This is a genomic window from Pseudomonas sp. Pf153, from assembly GCF_001269775.1.
In the GTDB taxonomy this organism is placed as follows: domain Bacteria; phylum Pseudomonadota; class Gammaproteobacteria; order Pseudomonadales; family Pseudomonadaceae; genus Aquipseudomonas; species Aquipseudomonas uvaldensis.
Window position 1 is genome coordinate 137,982 of record NZ_LHVL01000030.1, and the last position, 16,965, is coordinate 154,946.

Below are 16,965 nucleotides of genomic sequence, written 5' to 3' on the forward strand. Positions count from 1 at the left end.
GCCCCTCACACCACCAGCGTCAGCCACGCCGACAACAGCAACAGTACCGCCATGACCCGGTTGAACCGGCCCATCGCCTCGGCGGAACGGCAGAATCGCGCCGCGCCGAGCCCCAGGTAGGCCCAGACGGTCATGCAAGGAATCGAAATCGCAAAGAACGCCAGGGACAACCAGAGCACCCGCGCCGTGCGATCGATCTCGCTGCCGGCAAAAACGCTGACCACCGCCAGGGCCATCATCCAGGTTTTCGGGTTGACCAACTGCAACGCCGCCGCCCCAGCCAGCCCGAGTCGAGGGCCTTCGACGGGATGTTCAGGGTCGATGGCCTGGGCCGGTGCGCTGAAAATCTGCCAGGCCATCCAACTCAACCAGGCGATGCCGGCCCAGGACAGCCCTGTCTGGATCGTCCCATGGCGCGCCAGCACGTCCCCCAGCCCGGTGCCGACCAACAGCACCAGCAACGCCGCTGCCGCGCAGGCCCCCAGGATGATCGGCAAGGTAGTCGGCAGGCCGAAACGCGAGCTGTGGCTCAAGACCAGGATATTGGTGGGGCCCGGGGTGATGGAGGCGACAAACGCGAACAAGGCAAACGGCAGTAACTGATCCATGGAACAACGTCTCGGTGAATGATCGTGGCTCGATCATCCCGATGAGGCGTCGTTCAGTCTGGAACGTTTGAGCAGCGCTTGCGGTAGTGCGCAGGAGTCATGCGATAGGCACGCTGGAACCAGCGGCCCAAGTGACTCTGATCGGCAAACCCGAGCAAGGCGGCCACCGTCACGACGCTCTCGCCCCGTGCCAGCAAACGCCTGGCGCGGGCCAGTCGCAATTGGATCAGATAGGCATGGGGCGCCAGTCCGAACGCGGCCTTGAAGGCACGGGTCAGGCGAAAGCGATCCACGCCGGTGGCCTGTGCCAGGTCATCCAGGCCGATGTCATCGCCCAGGTGGCTGTGCAAATAATCACGCGCCTGCTGCGCTACCAGTGGTAGCCGTGGATCGGGATTGATCCGTGCCCGCCAGTGCAGATGCCGGGTCAGGTCAGCCAGCAAGGTGTCGAGGGCGGTCTGGCGTACGATGCGGATTTCCCGCTGGTGCAGGCTCTGGAACGCAACGGCCGTGGCGTGGGCCAGTTGCGCGTCCTGTGCGAGCGTGGCGGCGAAGCCGAGCTGCGCGTTATCCGGCGCCACGTCGAACAGCGAGCGCAGCTCCCGCTCCAACCAGTGGGGCTGCAGATACAACGTTCGGTAAGTAAAACCGCTCGCGTGAGGGGCATTGCCGTCGTGAATCTCGCCCGGCTCGAGCAGGAACACCTGGCCCGGCGTGCTGTTGTGCTGCTGGCGACGGCAATGGAACTGCTGCACGCCCTGCTCGGTCACGCCCACCAGGTAGGCATCGTGCCAATGGGGGTCATACGCATGCCCTTCGAAATGCGCACGCACGGTCTCGATACCGGACGTGGCGTCCTGCTTGAGATCGATCCAGTTACGCGAAGTCATGAGTCGCCCTGTCTTGAGTCATTGGCTCGCAGCAGATTAACCGCTGCGGGGGACGGCGTCTGGAACATTTGTGCAAACGCGCCGTGGGAGATTGATGTCAGTCGACGCTCATCACGCATCGGGCGAAAGCATCGGCAGCACGGTTCCCACCGCCAGCCGCGCCAGTTCGGCGTCCTGTTCGGCCTTGACCCCGGACACCCCAATGGCGCCGATGCACCGTCCGTCATGCCGGATGACCACGCCACCTTCGAGCATCCCATGCAGATGCGGTGCGCTGAGGAAAGCATGGCGACCACCATTGATCATGTCTTCGTAAAACTTGCTGTCACGCCGGCCCATGGCAGCGGTACGGGCTTTTTCCAGGGCAATGTAGGTCGATAACGGTGAAGCATCATCCAAGCGCAACAGCCCCAACGGATGGCCTCCTTCGTCCACGACACAGACCGACACCGCCCATTGACGCTGGTGCGCCAGCTCCTTGGCAGCCACCAGCAATTGCGCGACATCTTGTTCTGTCAGTACCGCTTGATTCTTCATCAATCACTCCGCAGTGCAACGCAAGGGTGCGTGAAAGTATGGCTTCGCAATCTTTCGAGCCAACCCCGCGCGGATTGGTTCAACCAGACCACCACGGAGCCAATGGATCCATTAAAACCCAATATCGACGAATTCATCAGGAAAACATTGACAGAAAAACTAGTTAAGAGACTTAATGGATCCACAAAAACAAATCGCCCTGGAGATCCCTCATGTATCCCAAGAACGCCTGGTACGTTGCGTGCACCCCCGATGAAATCGCCGGCAAACCACTGGGCCGGCAGATCTGCGGTGAAAAAATGGTGTTCTACCGTGGACACGGAGGCAAGGTCGCAGCCGTGGAGGACTTCTGCCCTCACCGTGGCGCCCCGCTGTCCCTGGGGTATGTCGAGAACGGCAATCTGGTGTGCGGTTATCACGGCCTGGTGATGGGGTGCGACGGCAAGACCGTCGAGATGCCGGGACAGCGCGTACGTGGTTTCCCTTGCAACAAGACCTTTGCGGTGCAGGAGTGTCATGGGTTTATCTGGGTCTGGCCCGGTGACCAGGCACAGGCCGATCCGGCGCTGATCCATCCGCTGGAATGGGCGGAGAGCGACGAATGGGCCTATGGCGGGGGGCTGTTTCATATCAATTGCGATTACCGTCTGATGATCGACAACCTGATGGACCTGACCCACGAAACCTACGTGCACGCGTCGAGCATCGGCCAGAAGGAAATCGATGAAGCGCCACCGATTACCACGGTGGAAGGCGACGAAGTGATTACTGCCCGGCACATGGAAAACATCATGGCCCCGCCCTTCTGGCGCATGGCCCTGCGTGGCAACAACCTGGCCGACGACGTGCCCGTGGATCGCTGGCAGATCTGCCGCTTCACCCCACCCAGCCATGTCATGATCGAAGTCGGCGTCGCCCACGCCGGTAACGGTGGCTACCACGCGGCGCCACAGTTCAAGGCGTCGAGCATCGTGGTGGATTTCATTACGCCGGAAACCGAGACGTCCATCTGGTACTTCTGGGGCATGGCCCGGAATTTCCAGCCCCAGGACGAAGCCCTCACCGCCACCATTCGTGAAGGTCAGGGCAAGATTTTCAGCGAAGACCTGGAAATGCTGGAGCGTCAACAGCGCAATCTGCTGGATCACCCGCAACGTAACCTGCTCAAGCTCAACATCGATGCCGGCGGCGTGCAATCGCGGCGGGTGCTGGAGCGCTGGATCGCTCGTGAACGGGAAACCCAGGCCGGATTGATCGCCAACACCCGCCAACCTCAACTCGGGGAGCTGCGGCCATGATCGAGGTCCAGGTCTCTGCCCGGCGCGACGAAGCCCTGGACATCTGCAGCTATGAGCTGGCACCTGTCGATGGGAGGCCGCTGCCGACGTTCACCGCCGGCGCGCATATCGATGTGCACCTGCCCGGCGGCCTGATTCGCCAGTACTCGCTGTGCAACCACCCGGAGGAACGGCATCGCTACCTCATCGGCGTACTCAAGGACCCGACGTCACGAGGCGGTTCCCGCAGCTTGCATGAACAGATCCTGCCGGGCGCACGATTGCACATCAGCGAACCGCGCAACCTGTTTCCCCTCGCAATCCAGGCCCGACACCACCTGCTGTTTGCCGGAGGCATCGGCATCACGCCGATCCTGTGCATGGCCGAGCATCTGGCCCAGAGTGGCGCATCGTTCGAGTTGCATTACTGCGCCCGATCCCGGGAGCGGGCAGCCTTCCTGGAGCGCCTGCGCCAGTCGCCGTATGCCGACCGGGTGTTTCTGCATTTCGACGAAGCGCCTGAAACGGCGCTGGATGCCGCCCGAGTACTGTCGGCACCCGATAACGAGGTACATCTCTATGTGTGCGGCCCCGGCGGCTTCATGCAACATGTACTGGACACCGCCAGAGCCCAGGGATGGAACGACACCTGCCTGCACCGCGAATACTTCGCCGCCACCCCCACCGACACACGCGACGATGGGCGCTTTTCGGTGAAGCTTGCCAGCAGTGGTCAGGTGTTCGAGATCCCGGCGGACCGCAGCGTGGTGCAGGTGCTGGAAAGCCACGGCATCGACATTCCGATTTCCTGCGAACAAGGTGTCTGCGGCACTTGCCTGACCCGGGTGCTGGAAGGCGTGCCGGACCATCGCGACCTGTTCCTCACCGAGGCCGAACAGGCGTGCAACGATCAGTTCACGCCTTGCTGTTCGCGGTCGAAGACAGCGGTGCTGGTGTTGGACCTATAACACTCCGAACACCTCCCACAAAGGCACTCATGTTCACTGCGGACGAAGAATCACCTTCATCCGCTCATCGGCCAGGGTCGAGCCGAACACCTGCGCGTAGCGCAAAGTCGCGTTGGCATGCTCGCGCATGATCGCCTCGGCCCGGGCGCCCTGGCGATGGATCAAGGCGTCGAACACCGAGTGATGCTGCATGTGGGCATAGTTGAAGCGACGATACTCGGCGGCCATGTTCTGCCGGTCTACCGCCAGTGCGGTCACCGAAGCGAATGGCAGATGGTCGTTGCGGGCAAGCGCGTCGGCAATCGCCGGGTTGTGGCTGCCTTCGACGATCACCTGGTGAAAGCGCATGTTGAGGTCGTGATAGACCTCCAGGTCTTCCTCGGTCACATAACCCTTGGCGAACAACTCATCACCCTGCACCAGGCATCGTTCGAGCGTGGCACGAGCCTCTTCGGACAGGCCACGCTCGGCCGTCTGCCGGGCCGCCAGGCCTTCGAGCACGCCGCGCACCTCGACGGCACCGGCAATGTCCTCGGCGCTGACCGAACGCACCTGAAATCCCCGACCGCCAAAGCGCACCAGCAGCCCTTCCTGCTCCAGGGTCCGGAACGCCATGCGCACGGGCATCCGCGAAACACCGAACAACTGCGCGGTAGGAATCTCCATCAGCCGCTCACCAGCCGCCAGCTCACCGGAGGCGATCATTTTGCGCAATGCAACCAGCACCGTTTGGCCGGGCTTACTCATCCACAGACTTCCAGGGAGAAAGACAGCCGCCATAGTAGAAGGCCTGGGACTGGGTGTCACGGCGGGGGTGCAATACAGGTGGAGGGAATAGTTGTTGTGGGAGCAAGGCTTGCCCGCGATGGCGGTGGGTCAGCTAGATCGATTTGTCCGGCAGGCCACTATCGCGAGCAGGCTCGCGATAGCAGAACATCAGCCAACATCAATATGGCTGACCCACCGCCATCGCGGGCAAGCCTTGCTCCTACTGCGTCAGCCCCTGATGTTCAGCCGCTGTGCCCTGCCCTGAGGATCGAGGCATCTTCTCCGCGATACAGCGCCTCGACTTTCGCCGCTCGCCACTGCAACACCGCACGCTGGTTGAGCGAGCCCTTGTCGGTGATTTCCCCCCGGTCGATGGACGGCGGTTCGTCGAGCAGTGCTATCCACTCCACACGACTGGCATTGCCGCTGGCTTCGCGGTTCAGGCGTTGCAGCCAATCGGCGAACCACTGGCGCACCGGCTCGCTGGCGAGCACCTGGGCGTCGCTGGCGTCCGGCGGCAGACCCGACAGACGTCTACATTCGGGCAATCTCGGGAACACCAACGCCCCCAGGCACTCGCGATCCGGCGCGGTCACCACCAGATCCAGCACGTACGGAGTGCCTTCCAGCACTGCCCGATTGCGCAACGGTCCCACGCTGACGAAGACCCCGGAAGACAGTTTGAAGTCCTCGGCGATTCGCCCGTCAAACATCAGCCCCAACTGTGGATTGCCGGGATCGGCCAGCTTGATTGCATCGCCCGAACAGTAGAAGCCGTCCGCGTCGAATACCTCGGCGGTCTGCTGTGGCGAGCGCCAATAGCCGGGCATGATGTGCGGCCCGCGAAAGCGCCCCTCGAACTTGCCGTCCACCGGCACCAGGCGCACCTCGCAACCCGGCGCCGGCAGGCCGATGTAGCCGGCCATGGACAGCGGCCCGGTGGTGAAGGTGCAGGACGGTGACGCCTCGGTCATGCCCAGCCCCGCCATCATGCGGATCCGTTCGCCACAGTGCTGCTCGGCCACTTTGTCGAGCCGGTCCCAGGTGCTCTGGGACAACCCTGCCGCCGCGAAGAAGAACAGACTGATGCGCGCGAAAAAGCGTTCGCGCAGTTCGCCGTCCTGCTCCAGGGCGCTGACCAACTCCTCCCAGCCTTTGGGCACGGTCAAGTAAGCCGTGGGGGAGATTTCCTTGAGATTGCGCAGGGTCTCGGCGAACCCCTGGGCGGTGGGTTTGCCGTCGTCCAGGTAAAAGGTGCCGCCGTTGTACAGCACGATACCGACGTTGTGACTGCCGCCGAACGTGTGATTCCACGGCAACCAGTCCACCAGCACAGGCGGGGCTTCGCCGAACACCGGAAAGGTCTGCAACAACATTTGCTGGTTGGCGCAGAGCATGCGCTGGGTGGTGATCACGGCCTTGGGCAACTTGGTGGAGCCCGAGGTAAAGAGAAACTTGGCGATGCTGTCGGGGCCGGTCGCGGCAAAGGCCTGTTCGGCTTCGGCACCGCCGGGTTGCGCCAGCAGGCTGGCGAAGCTTGTCCGGGCTCGTCCGGGTATCTCGCCGTTTACCGTGATCAACGGAATGTTCGCCGGCAACACCGCGTTGATCGCCCGCTCGAAAGGCGCAGCGTGGCTGACGAATACCAGCCCCGGTTGCAGCAGGTCGCAGACATGCCGCAGCTTGGCGAAATCCTGAGACAACAATGAATAGGCCGGCGACACCGGGCAATAAGGAATCCCGGCGTACATCGCGCCAAGGGCCATCTGCAGGTGTTCGATGTCATTGCCTGAAAGCAGGACCAGCGGCTTGTCGGCGGACAAGCCGTAGCCCAGCAGACGTTGAGCAATCGCCCGGACACTGTCGAGCATCTGGGCATAACTGACCCGGCGCCAATCACCGCCGGCCACGCGGGCAGCGATGAAGGTCTGTTGCGGGCGCCTCTGGGCCCAATGCACCAGCCGATCGAGCAAACGCGTCGGCAACGGGGCCAGGGTTTCCAGGGATCGCATGTGGAGGATGCCCTGTTCCTCGCTGACCTCAACGGCGGGGTGACCGATCGACACCTGGCGATAACGCCCCGGGCCGGGTCGGGAGGACGATCTGAACTCGGAACTCACGTACATTTCCTCCACCAAGGCGCGCTCGGGTCGTATTTCACACGAGCGGAGCGCGGCAGCGTCTGGCTGCGATCTTGTCGTTATTATGGATGGCCGGCGATGCGGCGGATTTCAGATCGGGTAATGCCGGGGTCCGTTCTGCAGCGTCACCCAACGCAACTGGGTGAAATGCTCGATGGACGCCGTGCCGCCAAAACTGCCGTAACCGCTGGACTTGACGCCGCCGAAGGGCATTTGCGCCTCGTCGTGCACCGTCGGACCGTTGATGTGGCAAATGCCCGACTCGACCCGTTGGGCCAGGGCCAGTGCTCGAGCGGTGTCGCGGCTGAAGATGGCTGCCGACAAACCGAACTCGGAGTCATTCGCCAGGCGCAGCAGTTCCTCATCCCCCTCACCGCGCAACACCACCGCCACGGGGCCGAAGGACTCTTCGTGATAAAGCCGCATCTGCGGAGTTACGCCATCGAGCAAGGTCGGCTGCAGGATGCTGCCGTCCAACTGACCGCCTACCAGCAGCGTCGCACCTTTGTCCAGGGCATCGTCGATCAGGCCTTTGATGCGAAGGCCGGCGCTCACGTCCACCAGCGACCCCAGCACCGAATCGCTGGCTGCCGGATCGCCGGCGCGTAACGTGGCGATCTTGGCCGTCAACCGGGCGACAAACGCATCGGCTACGCTCGCGTCAACGATCAGCCGCTCGGTGGACATGCAGATCTGCCCCTGGTTGAAATACGCCCCGAAGGCCGCCGCGTCCACCGCAGCGTCCAGGTCGGCGTCGGCCAATACCAGAAACGGCGCCTTGCCACCCAGCTCCAACAGGGCCGGTTTGAGATGACGGGCCGACAGCTCACCGACAATGCGCCCGACATGGGTCGAGCCGGTGAAATTGACGCGGCGCACCGCGGGATTGGCAATCAGGCGTTCGACAATCGCTGGAGCGTCCTTTGGCGCGTTGCAGATCACATTGACCACGCCATCGCCCAGGCCGGCGTCCTGCAACACCTGACCGATGAGCCTGTGCACCGCCGGGCTGATTTCCGAAGCCTTGAGCACCACGGTATTACCGCAGGCCAGCGGCATGGCAATGGCACGGGTGGCGAGGATCACCGGAGCGTTCCATGGCGCAATGCCCAGCACCACGCCACAGGGCTGCCGCAGGGCCATGGCGAAACTCCCAGGGACGTCCGAGGGAATGATTTCGCCATTGATCCGGGTCGTCATGGACGCGGCTTCACGCAGCATATTCGCCGCCAGATGCACATTGAAACCGTACCAGTTGGCCATCGCACCGGTCTCGCCAGCCGCGGCGACGAATTCATCGCTGCGGGCCTGCAACTGCTCGGCCGCTCGCAACAGCCGGGTACGGCGTTCATTGGGGGCCAGCGCGGACCAGGCGGGAAACGCGGCTTGCGCGGCAGCGACTGCCGCGTCGGCGTCTTCCAGGGTGGCCGCAGCCACGCGTGAGACGACTTCGCCGGTCACCGGGTTGCAACGTTCGAAAGTCCGACCGTCACGGGCGGGGCACGACTGGCCGCCGATCAACAGGGGCACGTCCAGCATGATGATTCCTCTTTATTGTCTTTATCGGAATACGTTCACAGTAGCGTCGAGGGCCCTCGACGAACAGTCGCCAGCCCTCGCAGCTCAGCGCTTATAGGCTTGCAGCCCCGGCTTGATGCTCTTGTCGTCCAGGAACTGCTTCATGCCCTGCTCACGGCCTCCCTCCTTGTCCAGCAGGCGCGACTGGTCGAGCTTGGCGTACAGGTAGTCTTCGTTCTGCTCCCAGGTCAGCTCGCGGCAGCGCTTGAACCCGTGCTTGGCCGCCCGCAGCACCACCGGATTTTTCTCCAGCAGGTTGCGCGCCAGCGCCACGGTGACTTCGCGCAGTTGCGCCAAGGGCACGCTCTCATTGACCAGACCCATCTCGGCCGCCTTGCGCCCGTCGAACGTCTTGCCGGTCATGATGTAGTACAGCGATTGGCGATGGCCGACGGTATCGGCCATGGCCTTGCTGACGAGGTTGCCGGGCGGGATGCCCCAGTTGATTTCCGAAAGGCCGAACGTGGCCTCGTCGGCGCAGATCGCCAGATCGCACGCCACCAGTGGACTGAAGCCGCCGCCGAAGCACCAGCCATTGACCATGGCAATGGTGGGCTTGGCGTACATGCGCAGCAGTCGCCATTGCCATTGCGAAGCGTCGCGGCGGATCTTTTCCTGAAGGATTTCCGGCCCGGCATCCACCTCGCGGAAGTACTCCTTGAGGTCCATGCCAGCGGTCCAGGAGTCCCCCGCGCCGGTGAGCACGAGCACGCCGGCGGCTGGATCCTGTTCGAGGGTTTCGAGCACGTCGACCATTTCACGGTTGAGGGTCGGGCTCATGGCGTTGCGTTTTTCCGGACGATTGAGGGTAACCCAGGCAATGCCCTCCTCGATGTCCACCTTGACGGTTGTCCAGCGACCTACGTAATTGCTCATGACGCATGCTCTCTTGTTCTGGGCTGAAGATGAGCAGAAGCTAAACCGCAAAACTAGTTATGTCAATTAACTATTAATCAATTTATCTGAATCAGGACGTCCGAATCGTTGCACGTCGGAGAGACAAATATTCAATCGACCGTAGCCAGCGCCCCACAACCCCGGCAAACTGGATAGCCTTGTTAACCACTCACCTGAGGATGCTTTTTTCAATGGCCAAGTCTGCAAAACTTGCCGAAGCCGCCGAGGCCATGGCTGATGTCGCCAGCGCGCAGGCGCCGCTGGACTCCGCACTGGACGACCTGATCGGTTACGCCTTGCGCCGCGCTCAGTTGAAACTGTTCCAGAACCTGATCGGCCGGCTCGCCGTCCACGACCTGCGACCCGCCCAGTTCTCGGCCCTGGCGATCATCGACCAGAATCCCGGCCTGATGCAGGCCGACCTGGCCAAGGCCCTGGCAATCGAACCGCCACAGGTGGTACCGCTGTTGAACAAACTGGAAAGCCGGGCACTGGCCGTACGGGTGCGCTGCAAGCCGGACAAGCGCTCCTATGGGATATTCCTGAGCAAAACCGGCGAGACCCTGCTCAAGGAACTCAAGCAGATCGCCTCCCAGAGTGATCTGGAGTCCACGGCCGCCCTTTCGGGCGCGGAGCGGGAGGAACTGCTGCGTTTGCTGAAGAAGGTCTATCAGTCATAAACGCCCCGATACACACGGTGGCGAGGGTATAAACCTCCTCGCCACCGTCGCCTCGAGCCCTACCAGATCGGCATGCTGTAGGTCACCAGGAACCGGGTCTGGTTCTCATCACGAAACGCCGCAGCCGCTGGAAAGTCGTTGCGGTAGATCGACTTACGCGCCAGCAGCCCGACGTTTTTCAGCGGGCCACTCTGGATCACATACCCCAGCTCCATCTGGAACTCCCGCTCTTTGCGATCCTCGGCCTCGAAGGCCGCCAGTTCGATGTGATCGCCACGCACATAACGCAATCGAGTTCTCAGGCCCGGTACGCCCACCGCGGCGAAGTCGTAGTCATGAATCGCCTGCCAGGTACGTTCCCGTGCATTGAGAAAATCCGAGCTCATGGTCATTTCGCTCAAGCCCATCAGCTCGGTGCCGGACACATAAGGCGTGGCGGTGTCGCCACTGGCATGCATGTAGCCAAGGCTGACGCGATGTCCGCCCCAGCGGTAGCCGAACAAGGCCGAGACGTTGCGGTTGTCCACCTTTCCAGCCTTGGCAGCACCGTCTTCAGCACTGAAAAAGCTGCGCAGATCAGTGGTCAGCACCCCGCTTCCAAGCGGCAGGTCATGCAACAACGCCAGGGTGTCCTGCCGGTACAAGTCCTTCACTTCGGCATGATAGGCCCGCAGGCTGAGTGCCTTGTCGACCTGGTAATCGCCGCCGGCATAAACCAGGTGGGACGAAGTGGCCGCACCGTTGAAACGCCGGTTGGGGGACGCAATGCTCATCGGTTGATAGTCGGTGGAATCGCGCCGGTTGATGCGATCGATGTACCCGGTATTGAACGTCAATCCGTCGAAATCCTTTGAGCTGAGCGTGGTGCCGCGGAAGGTCTGTGGCAGCAGTCGTGAGGGACTGGCGAACGCAAACGGCAGGAAGATAGACACGTCGCCTGTTTTCACGGTGGTCTGGCCGACGCGCAGCTTGCCCGTCAGGGCCAGGCGCGAATACTCATCCGGAGCACGCCTTTCGCGGCTGGACACCGGCAGCAGTTCGGTGCCGCTGCGATCCGGCGAAGAATCAAGCTTGATCCCCATCAACCCGCGGGCATCCAGGCCGAAACCGACAGTGCCGGTCGTATAACCCGACTCCACGTTCATGATCACACCCTGAGCCCACTCCCGGGCGGCTGTCTTGGCGCCATTGTCCTTGTAGTCGCGGTCCATGTAGTAATTACGCAGCGTCAGAGTGCCGTGGCTGTCGTCGAGAAATCCTTGAGCCGAGGCCGTGACCGAATACAGGCTCAGCCCGAGGCTGGCCAGCAATGGAGCGAGGCGAGTGACTGGGGCCGATGCACAAGCGCCCCGGGAAAGATTGGCCATGTTCGAAGTCCGTTATTGTTGTTTTTTTGATCGAAACCCTACCGGCGGGCAGGGATACCGACGCAAGAATGGAAATCCGTCGCGGTTCCCGTCAACCAGAAATGACCGATAATCGAACATTAATATAATTAACTTATTTTACCGACTTATTGGTTTCCAAAATTAAGCGATTGATTTTCAACAATTAATTCTCAGCGACAAGACGTCGATAAAAATTCATCGATCTTTAGTTATCTTTGTTAATCTAAATTCCGCTGCAAGCCGGATCGATAACCGGCGGCCCGACAAAAACAATAAGAGGACTTGTCATGAACCATTCGGCGCGTCGCGCAACGCTGACCATTGCCTTGTGTTTTATCGTCGCATTGATCGAGGGTTTCGACCTGCAATCGGCCGGCACCGCTGCCGCCGGTCTGCGACAGACCTTTGCCCTGGACCCGAAGATGATGGGCTGGGTATTCAGTGCCGGCATTATCGGTCTGCTACCGGGCGCTTTCTTCGGCGGCTGGATCGCTGATCGCATCGGTCGCAAGAAAATCCTGATCAGTGCTGTATTGCTGTTCGGAATCTTTTCCCTCGGCACCGCTCACGTAGAAGACGTTTCCAGCCTGCTACTGGTGCGCTTCATGACCGGCCTGGGCCTTGGCGCCGCCCTGCCCAACCTCATTGCTCTGTGCGCCGAGGCCGTGGGCGAACAACGACGTGGCACGGCGATCAGCGTGATGTACGCGGGGGTTCCGCTAGGGGGAGCGTTGGCGGCGTTGGTCGCCATGCTGTCGGGCGAACACTGGCAGATGACGTTTTTCATTGGCGGCCTGGCGCCGTTGCTGGCGGTGCCGTTGATGCTGTTGTGGCTGCCGGAGTCCAGCGCTTTTCGCCAGGCGCGAGCGACTGACTCAGAAGCCCGTGGTTCTACTGGCAAGGCGCTGTTCGGCGAGGGCCGCAGCCGGACCACCCTTGCCCTCTGGATGAGTTACTTCTTCACCCTGACGGTGATGTACATGCTACTCAACTGGCTGCCGACGTTGCTGGTGGAACAAGGCTTCAGCAAGCCCCAGGCTGGCCTGGTACAAATGCTGTTCAATATGGGTGGAGCCCTCGGTTCGCTGATCGGAGGCCTGTTGCTGGACCGTTGCAATGGCATCAAGGTGGTACTGTTCGTCTACGCCGGTTTGTTGAGCGCCCTGGCGGGAGTGGGTTTTTCGGTCGGTATCGTGCCGATGAGCATGGCCGGTTTCGCTGCCGGACTGTTCGTCATGGCCGCGCAGCTAGTGCTCTATGCCTTGGCGCCCCCCTCCTATCCCACTGCCGTGCGGGCGACTGGCGTCGGTGCGGCGGTTGCCATTGGACGCCTGGGTTCGGTGGCAGGTCCCTTGGCCGCCGGGCAGATCCTGGCGGCCGGGGCAGGCACGACGGGTGTGCTGTTGGCGACGTCGCCAGGATTGGTGATCGCCGCCCTGGCGGCCATCAGCGTGATGACTCGCGCCGTGCCGGCGGGTGAGGTGCATGCGGTGCGCTGACGGATGCCAGGCCTTTCCTGATTCAATCCGTGGTGCTGGCCGCCAGCACGCTCAACACGCGGCGACGGGCATTCCAGATGCTGAGGCACCACACGCCCCACCACTCCAGCCCGTCCTCGAAGTAATTGCTCCATGGATCACGCGCCGGATCGGGTTCGTCGCTGGCCAGCCAGTCGACGTTGAAGTTATCGACCCAGGTCTGCACCTCGACGCCGGCTTCGAGCCCGAGCAGATCGAGCCAGTCCTTGAACAGCGCTTGTGGGCTGTCATCGACGAAACGGGTGCCGTAAGGCGGCTCGCAAAAGGCCTGGTACAGGGCGAAAGGTGGCCGATTGTGATCGTCCTTGTCGGCGTGCAGAAGTTGGGCGACTTCTTGCGAATCCAGAGGCCTGGGCATGGCCTTGTCCAGATCCCAGCTCATATTGGGGGGCGCGGCGCCGGCAAAACGGGGATCGCGCACCAACTCGCGATGCCGCTCCAGCCACAGGCTCCTGATGGACTGGAACAACTGATCCACCGCCCGGCGATGAAGCACCGGGGTGATCGCCTCGCCGGCCTCGGGGGCGAGCACGAGAAAATCGAAGGCGCAGCCGGCCTTCTCCATCCGCTGGCGCAAGACTGCGCTGGCATGTCTTTCAACCACGTTCAACATGTCGGGCTCCGCTAACCTTTGACACAGACCACCTGGCGCAACGTGTGCAGCACCTCGACCAGCTCACGCTGGGCATGCATGACCTGGTCGATATCCTTGTAGGCCATGGGTATCTCGTCGATCACGGCCTCGTCCTTGCGGCACTCTACATGAGCGGTGGCGCGAACCTGATCTTCAACGGTGAAGCGTTTTTTCGCCTGGGTACGACTCATGACCCGCCCTGCACCATGGCTGCAGGAGCAGAACGACTCCTCGTTGCCCAGGCCCCGAACGATAAAACTCTTGGCGCCCATCGAGCCGGGAATGATCCCCAGCTCGCCTTTGTGCGCCGACACCGCGCCCTTGCGGGTCACCAGGACGTCGCGCCCGAAATGCCGTTCCTTCTGCACATAATTGTGATGGCAATTGACGGCTTCCAGCGCCACGTCGAACGGCTTGCGGATGACCTGGCGGGTGGCGTGTATCACCGCGTCCATCATCAGTGCGCGATTCTGACGGGCGAAATCCTGGGCCCACCCCACCGCCTGGACATAATCGTCGAAATGTCGGCTTCCCTCTTCGAAATACGCCAGGTCGCGGTCCGGCAGATTGGCAAGGTGCTGGCGCATATCGGCTTGGGCCAATTGAATGAACAAGTTGCCAATGGCATTACCCACGCCGCGCGAGCCGCTGTGCAACATGAACCAGACCCGGTTGGCCTCATCCAGGCAGACCTCGATGAAATGGTTACCGGAACCCAGGGTGCCAAGGTGCTGACGATGATTGGTCTTGGTCAGCTTCGGGTACTTGTCGGTGATCGCCTTGAACCGCTCGGCCAGCGCGGCCCACGCTCTGTCGGTCTGTTGTGGAACGCTGTTCCATGCACCTTTGTCCCGCCCACCCTGACTGACGGTACGCCCATGGGGCACGGCTTTTTCAATGGCGCTGCGCAAACCGTGGAGGTTATCCGGGAGATCGGCAGCCGTAAGCGAGGTTCTGGCGGCGATCATGCCGCAGCCGATATCCACCCCGACGGCAGCGGGGATGATTGCGCCCACGGTGGGGATCACACTGCCAATGGTCGAGCCTTTACCCAGATGCACATCGGGCATTACCGCCAAGTGTTTGAAGATGAATGGCATCTTCGCTGTGTTCATGAGTTGCTGGCGGGCTTCGGCTTCCACTGGCACCCCCTGGGTCCAGAGCTTGACGGGCTTGCCGTTGGCGACTTCCAGCAGTTCGTAGGTGCTCTTTTGCATGATTCGGATTCTGTCGTTGGCCTTCCACGAGTTTGACACGGGTCATGAAGGCAGATTCAGGGCAATTGTTGTCCAGATGAAATTGCAGCCACGGTAACGGACTTATTCGGCGCAAAATTGATCCCATGATTTGAGGAGTGTCCCGAGCGGTGCCAGACGGCGTCACTCCAGGGATTTCAATAGAGCGTGAAACCGTTGCCCCAAGAGGGCAGAAATTGCGCATCATAGGCGCCGTCCGCTCAAGGGAGATTTACATGCGTGCCATTCCATCCGCCATGCGTCTGGTCGTGCTGTCGCTCGGCCTGGCATTCGCCGTCGGGGCCACCGCCACCGAAGAGACGCAACTGGTCGAGTCCATCAATCTCTACCGCAGCCAGTCCCAGAGCTGCGCCGGCCAGGCCTCGCTGGAGCTGCCACCCTTGGCCATGGATTCGCGGTTGATCCTGTCGGCCAACGGCATCGGCGACCTGCAGCAAGCACTGGCGCGGGCAGCCTATCCGATGGTCAATGTGCAGGCCATCAGCCTGTCGGGGCCGCGGGATGCCCAAGCGGCGATGAAAGCCGTGCAGGAGAGTTTCTGTCAGGTAGTGCTCGACCCGCAGTTCGTCGACATCGGGGTCAGTCGCATGGACCGCGAATGGCGCATCGTGCTGGCGCGCCCGCTGTTGTCGGCGCGTTTAGGTGATTGGCAGGCCGAGGGCCAGAAACTGCTGAAGTTGATCAACAGCGCCCGCGCACAACCGCGCCGCTGCGGCACCGAAGCCTTCGCGGCCACGACACCGCTGTCGTGGAACGCCACCCTGGCCCTCGCTGGCGTGACCCATGCCCGCGCCATGGCCAACAACAACTTCTTCGACCACAAGGACCGCGACGGTCGCACGCCCGGGGACCGAGCCGAACTGGCTGGCTACCTTGGCCAACTGATCGGCGAAAACATCGCCGCCGGCCAGGACACCGCCCTCAAGGTGGTGGACGGCTGGCTGGCAAGCCCAGGGCACTGCGCCAACCTGATGAACCCGCAGTACCGCGAGCTGGGCGCCGGTTATGCCATGGACCCGAAAAGTGATGCGGGGATTTACTGGACGGCGATGTTTGGTACCCAGTAGGCGAAAAATTTGTAGCGAGAGGAATCGATTTGTCGGGCCGCGTTGCGGCCCGGACGTCACAGGCGGAGATGCGAATAATCACCGGGGACAGAAGGCTACACCCATCGGAGAGCACGACCGACCCAAGCGCCACAGTTCTGCTGGCTCCTATATATATTTATACTTCAAAAATAATATTCCGATTAGATATCAAGAACTGTAAATCTTGACAGTAGGAACAGCGCTTTAGCTCAATCATTATTTTCCTGCGTCAACTCGCAAACCGAGGAAAATAAAATGAGCACGGAATATGGCTATACAGCCCATGCAGTGGGCGGCACACATAACTCTGGCCATGGACACATTACCGCAAACTCTATAGAAGAGGCGGTACAGGCCGTAAAAGATAAATATATGGAAAGCCACGGAGTGGAAGTAAAGGTTACGTTAACCCTACTTAAATTTGTAGCAGAGGGTGAGATGCCACAAATTGTAAAGGTAGTTGAAAGAGCGTGACAAAAAGCATCCTCAATGAGGATCGGGCATGGGTCGTTTTGATTTCACATATATCGCATCGATGGAACATTACGGAGAAAAGCATAAAACCAACTTCTGAAATAGCTCAGAACATTGACTCAATACTGAGCAGTAAAAATCCGGAATCCTTATGGACTCCGGATTTTTGGAACTTCAGGATTGATGAATCCTGAAATGAACAGCATTGCACATAGAGCGCTGTTACTTTACCTCACAGAGCGA

The 16,965-nt window shown here is 61.2% G+C and carries 16 protein-coding genes; 6 read left to right on the plus strand and 10 right to left on the minus strand.

Annotated features, from left to right (window positions below; genetic code table 11):
• Window positions 1-5: 5 nt before the first annotated feature.
• The 3 genes from AD666_RS22120 to AD666_RS22130 all read right to left on the minus strand — a co-directional run bounded on the left by AD666_RS22120 (window position 6) and on the right by AD666_RS22130 (window position 2,035).
• A complete protein-coding gene (locus tag AD666_RS22120; protein WP_053156808.1) occupies window positions 6-608 on the minus strand; it encodes a LysE family translocator in 603 nt (200 codons plus the stop codon).
• A 53-nt stretch (window positions 609-661) separates the two neighbouring features.
• The gene (locus tag AD666_RS22125; RefSeq protein ID WP_053156811.1) at window positions 662-1,498 is read right to left on the minus strand and encodes an AraC family transcriptional regulator; all 837 of its coding nucleotides are present in this window, start codon (window positions 1,496-1,498) and stop codon (window positions 662-664) included.
• Window positions 1,499-1,609: 111 nt separating this feature from the next.
• The gene (locus tag AD666_RS22130; protein ID WP_053156813.1) at window positions 1,610-2,035 is read right to left on the minus strand and encodes a heme-binding protein; all 426 of its coding nucleotides are present in this window, start codon (window positions 2,033-2,035) and stop codon (window positions 1,610-1,612) included.
• Window positions 2,036-2,247: 212 nt separating this feature from the next.
• Between AD666_RS22130 and AD666_RS22135 the strand changes: the two genes are divergently transcribed.
• On the plus strand, window positions 2,248-3,333 hold the full coding sequence (locus AD666_RS22135; RefSeq protein WP_053156816.1) for an aromatic ring-hydroxylating dioxygenase subunit alpha: 1,086 nt from the start codon (window positions 2,248-2,250) through the stop codon (window positions 3,331-3,333).
• Window positions 3,330-4,280, plus strand: coding sequence for a PDR/VanB family oxidoreductase (locus AD666_RS22140; protein ID WP_053156818.1), 951 nt, complete (start codon window positions 3,330-3,332; stop codon window positions 4,278-4,280). The genes AD666_RS22135 and AD666_RS22140 overlap by 4 nt, the downstream gene beginning before the upstream one ends.
• A gap of 33 nt (window positions 4,281-4,313) precedes the next feature.
• Here AD666_RS22140 and AD666_RS22145 read toward each other — a convergent pair whose 3' ends face one another.
• The 4 genes from AD666_RS22145 to AD666_RS22160 all read right to left on the minus strand — a co-directional run bounded on the left by AD666_RS22145 (window position 4,314) and on the right by AD666_RS22160 (window position 9,643).
• Window positions 4,314-5,027, minus strand: a complete 714-nt coding sequence (locus AD666_RS22145) for a GntR family transcriptional regulator (RefSeq protein WP_053156821.1) — start codon at window positions 5,025-5,027, stop codon at window positions 4,314-4,316.
• A gap of 263 nt (window positions 5,028-5,290) precedes the next feature.
• A complete protein-coding gene (locus tag AD666_RS22150; protein ID WP_053158808.1) occupies window positions 5,291-7,168 on the minus strand; it encodes a feruloyl-CoA synthase in 1,878 nt (625 codons plus the stop codon).
• Between the two features lie 111 nt (window positions 7,169-7,279).
• Window positions 7,280-8,728: an aldehyde dehydrogenase gene (locus AD666_RS22155; RefSeq protein ID WP_053156824.1), complete on the minus strand. Its 1,449-nt coding sequence runs from the start codon at window positions 8,726-8,728 to the stop codon at window positions 7,280-7,282.
• Window positions 8,729-8,812: 84 nt separating this feature from the next.
• Complete coding sequence (locus tag AD666_RS22160; protein ID WP_053156827.1) at window positions 8,813-9,643, minus strand: p-hydroxycinnamoyl CoA hydratase/lyase; 831 nt, start codon at window positions 9,641-9,643, stop codon at window positions 8,813-8,815.
• Window positions 9,644-9,855: 212 nt separating this feature from the next.
• Here AD666_RS22160 and AD666_RS22165 point away from each other — a divergent pair, with 212 nt between their 5' ends.
• Window positions 9,856-10,344, plus strand: a complete 489-nt coding sequence (locus AD666_RS22165) for a MarR family winged helix-turn-helix transcriptional regulator (RefSeq protein ID WP_053156829.1) — start codon at window positions 9,856-9,858, stop codon at window positions 10,342-10,344.
• 59 nt (window positions 10,345-10,403) lie between these two features.
• Here the strand turns inward: AD666_RS22165 and AD666_RS22170 are convergent, their stop codons facing one another.
• On the minus strand, window positions 10,404-11,711 hold the full coding sequence (locus tag AD666_RS22170) for an OprD family porin (RefSeq protein ID WP_053156832.1): 1,308 nt from the start codon (window positions 11,709-11,711) through the stop codon (window positions 10,404-10,406).
• A 308-nt stretch (window positions 11,712-12,019) separates the two neighbouring features.
• Here AD666_RS22170 and mhpT point away from each other — a divergent pair, with 308 nt between their 5' ends.
• Window positions 12,020-13,231, plus strand: a complete 1,212-nt coding sequence (mhpT, locus tag AD666_RS22175) for a 3-(3-hydroxy-phenyl)propionate transporter MhpT (protein WP_053156834.1) — start codon at window positions 12,020-12,022, stop codon at window positions 13,229-13,231.
• Between the two features lie 22 nt (window positions 13,232-13,253).
• Here mhpT and AD666_RS22180 read toward each other — a convergent pair whose 3' ends face one another.
• Together AD666_RS22180 and AD666_RS22185 are read right to left on the minus strand one after the other, a co-directional pair.
• Window positions 13,254-13,883, minus strand: a complete 630-nt coding sequence (locus AD666_RS22180; protein WP_053156837.1) for a hypothetical protein — start codon at window positions 13,881-13,883, stop codon at window positions 13,254-13,256.
• Window positions 13,884-13,894: 11 nt separating this feature from the next.
• Window positions 13,895-15,121 (minus strand): RtcB family protein, encoded by a 1,227-nt coding sequence (locus AD666_RS22185; RefSeq protein WP_053156840.1) that lies wholly within the window; start codon window positions 15,119-15,121, stop codon window positions 13,895-13,897.
• A 254-nt stretch (window positions 15,122-15,375) separates the two neighbouring features.
• Here AD666_RS22185 and AD666_RS22190 point away from each other — a divergent pair, with 254 nt between their 5' ends.
• Window positions 15,376-16,227 carry a CAP domain-containing protein gene (locus tag AD666_RS22190; RefSeq protein ID WP_053156844.1) on the plus strand — a complete coding sequence of 284 codons (852 nt, stop codon included), beginning with the start codon at window positions 15,376-15,378 and terminating at the stop codon, window positions 16,225-16,227.
• Window positions 16,228-16,503: 276 nt separating this feature from the next.
• Window positions 16,504-16,722, plus strand: coding sequence for a hypothetical protein (locus tag AD666_RS26505; RefSeq protein ID WP_156315976.1), 219 nt, complete (start codon window positions 16,504-16,506; stop codon window positions 16,720-16,722).
• Window positions 16,723-16,965: the final 243 nt, after the last annotated feature.

Bases quoted from the DNA above. Each gene is read 5' to 3' on its own strand.
- AD666_RS22145 (WP_053156821.1), bottom strand. From the start codon at position 5,027: ATGAGTAAGCCCGGCCAAACGGTGCTGGTTGCATTGCGCAAAATGATC.
- AD666_RS22155 (WP_053156824.1), bottom strand. From the start codon at position 8,728: ATGCTGGACGTGCCCCTGTTGATCGGCGGCCAGTCGTGCCCCGCCCGT.
- AD666_RS22120 (WP_053156808.1), bottom strand. From the start codon at position 608: ATGGATCAGTTACTGCCGTTTGCCTTGTTCGCGTTTGTCGCCTCCATC.
- mhpT (WP_053156834.1), top strand. From the start codon at position 12,020: ATGAACCATTCGGCGCGTCGCGCAACGCTGACCATTGCCTTGTGTTTT.
- AD666_RS22140 (WP_053156818.1), top strand. From the start codon at position 3,330: ATGATCGAGGTCCAGGTCTCTGCCCGGCGCGACGAAGCCCTGGACATC.
- AD666_RS22170 (WP_053156832.1), bottom strand. From the start codon at position 11,711: ATGGCCAATCTTTCCCGGGGCGCTTGTGCATCGGCCCCAGTCACTCGC.
- AD666_RS26505 (WP_156315976.1), top strand. From the start codon at position 16,504: ATGAGCACGGAATATGGCTATACAGCCCATGCAGTGGGCGGCACACAT.
- AD666_RS22125 (WP_053156811.1), bottom strand. From the start codon at position 1,498: ATGACTTCGCGTAACTGGATCGATCTCAAGCAGGACGCCACGTCCGGT.
- AD666_RS22185 (WP_053156840.1), bottom strand. From the start codon at position 15,121: ATGCAAAAGAGCACCTACGAACTGCTGGAAGTCGCCAACGGCAAGCCC.
- AD666_RS22165 (WP_053156829.1), top strand. From the start codon at position 9,856: ATGGCCAAGTCTGCAAAACTTGCCGAAGCCGCCGAGGCCATGGCTGAT.
- AD666_RS22180 (WP_053156837.1), bottom strand. From the start codon at position 13,883: ATGTTGAACGTGGTTGAAAGACATGCCAGCGCAGTCTTGCGCCAGCGG.
- AD666_RS22190 (WP_053156844.1), top strand. From the start codon at position 15,376: ATGCGTGCCATTCCATCCGCCATGCGTCTGGTCGTGCTGTCGCTCGGC.
- AD666_RS22130 (WP_053156813.1), bottom strand. From the start codon at position 2,035: ATGAAGAATCAAGCGGTACTGACAGAACAAGATGTCGCGCAATTGCTG.
- AD666_RS22135 (WP_053156816.1), top strand. From the start codon at position 2,248: ATGTATCCCAAGAACGCCTGGTACGTTGCGTGCACCCCCGATGAAATC.
- AD666_RS22160 (WP_053156827.1), bottom strand. From the start codon at position 9,643: ATGAGCAATTACGTAGGTCGCTGGACAACCGTCAAGGTGGACATCGAG.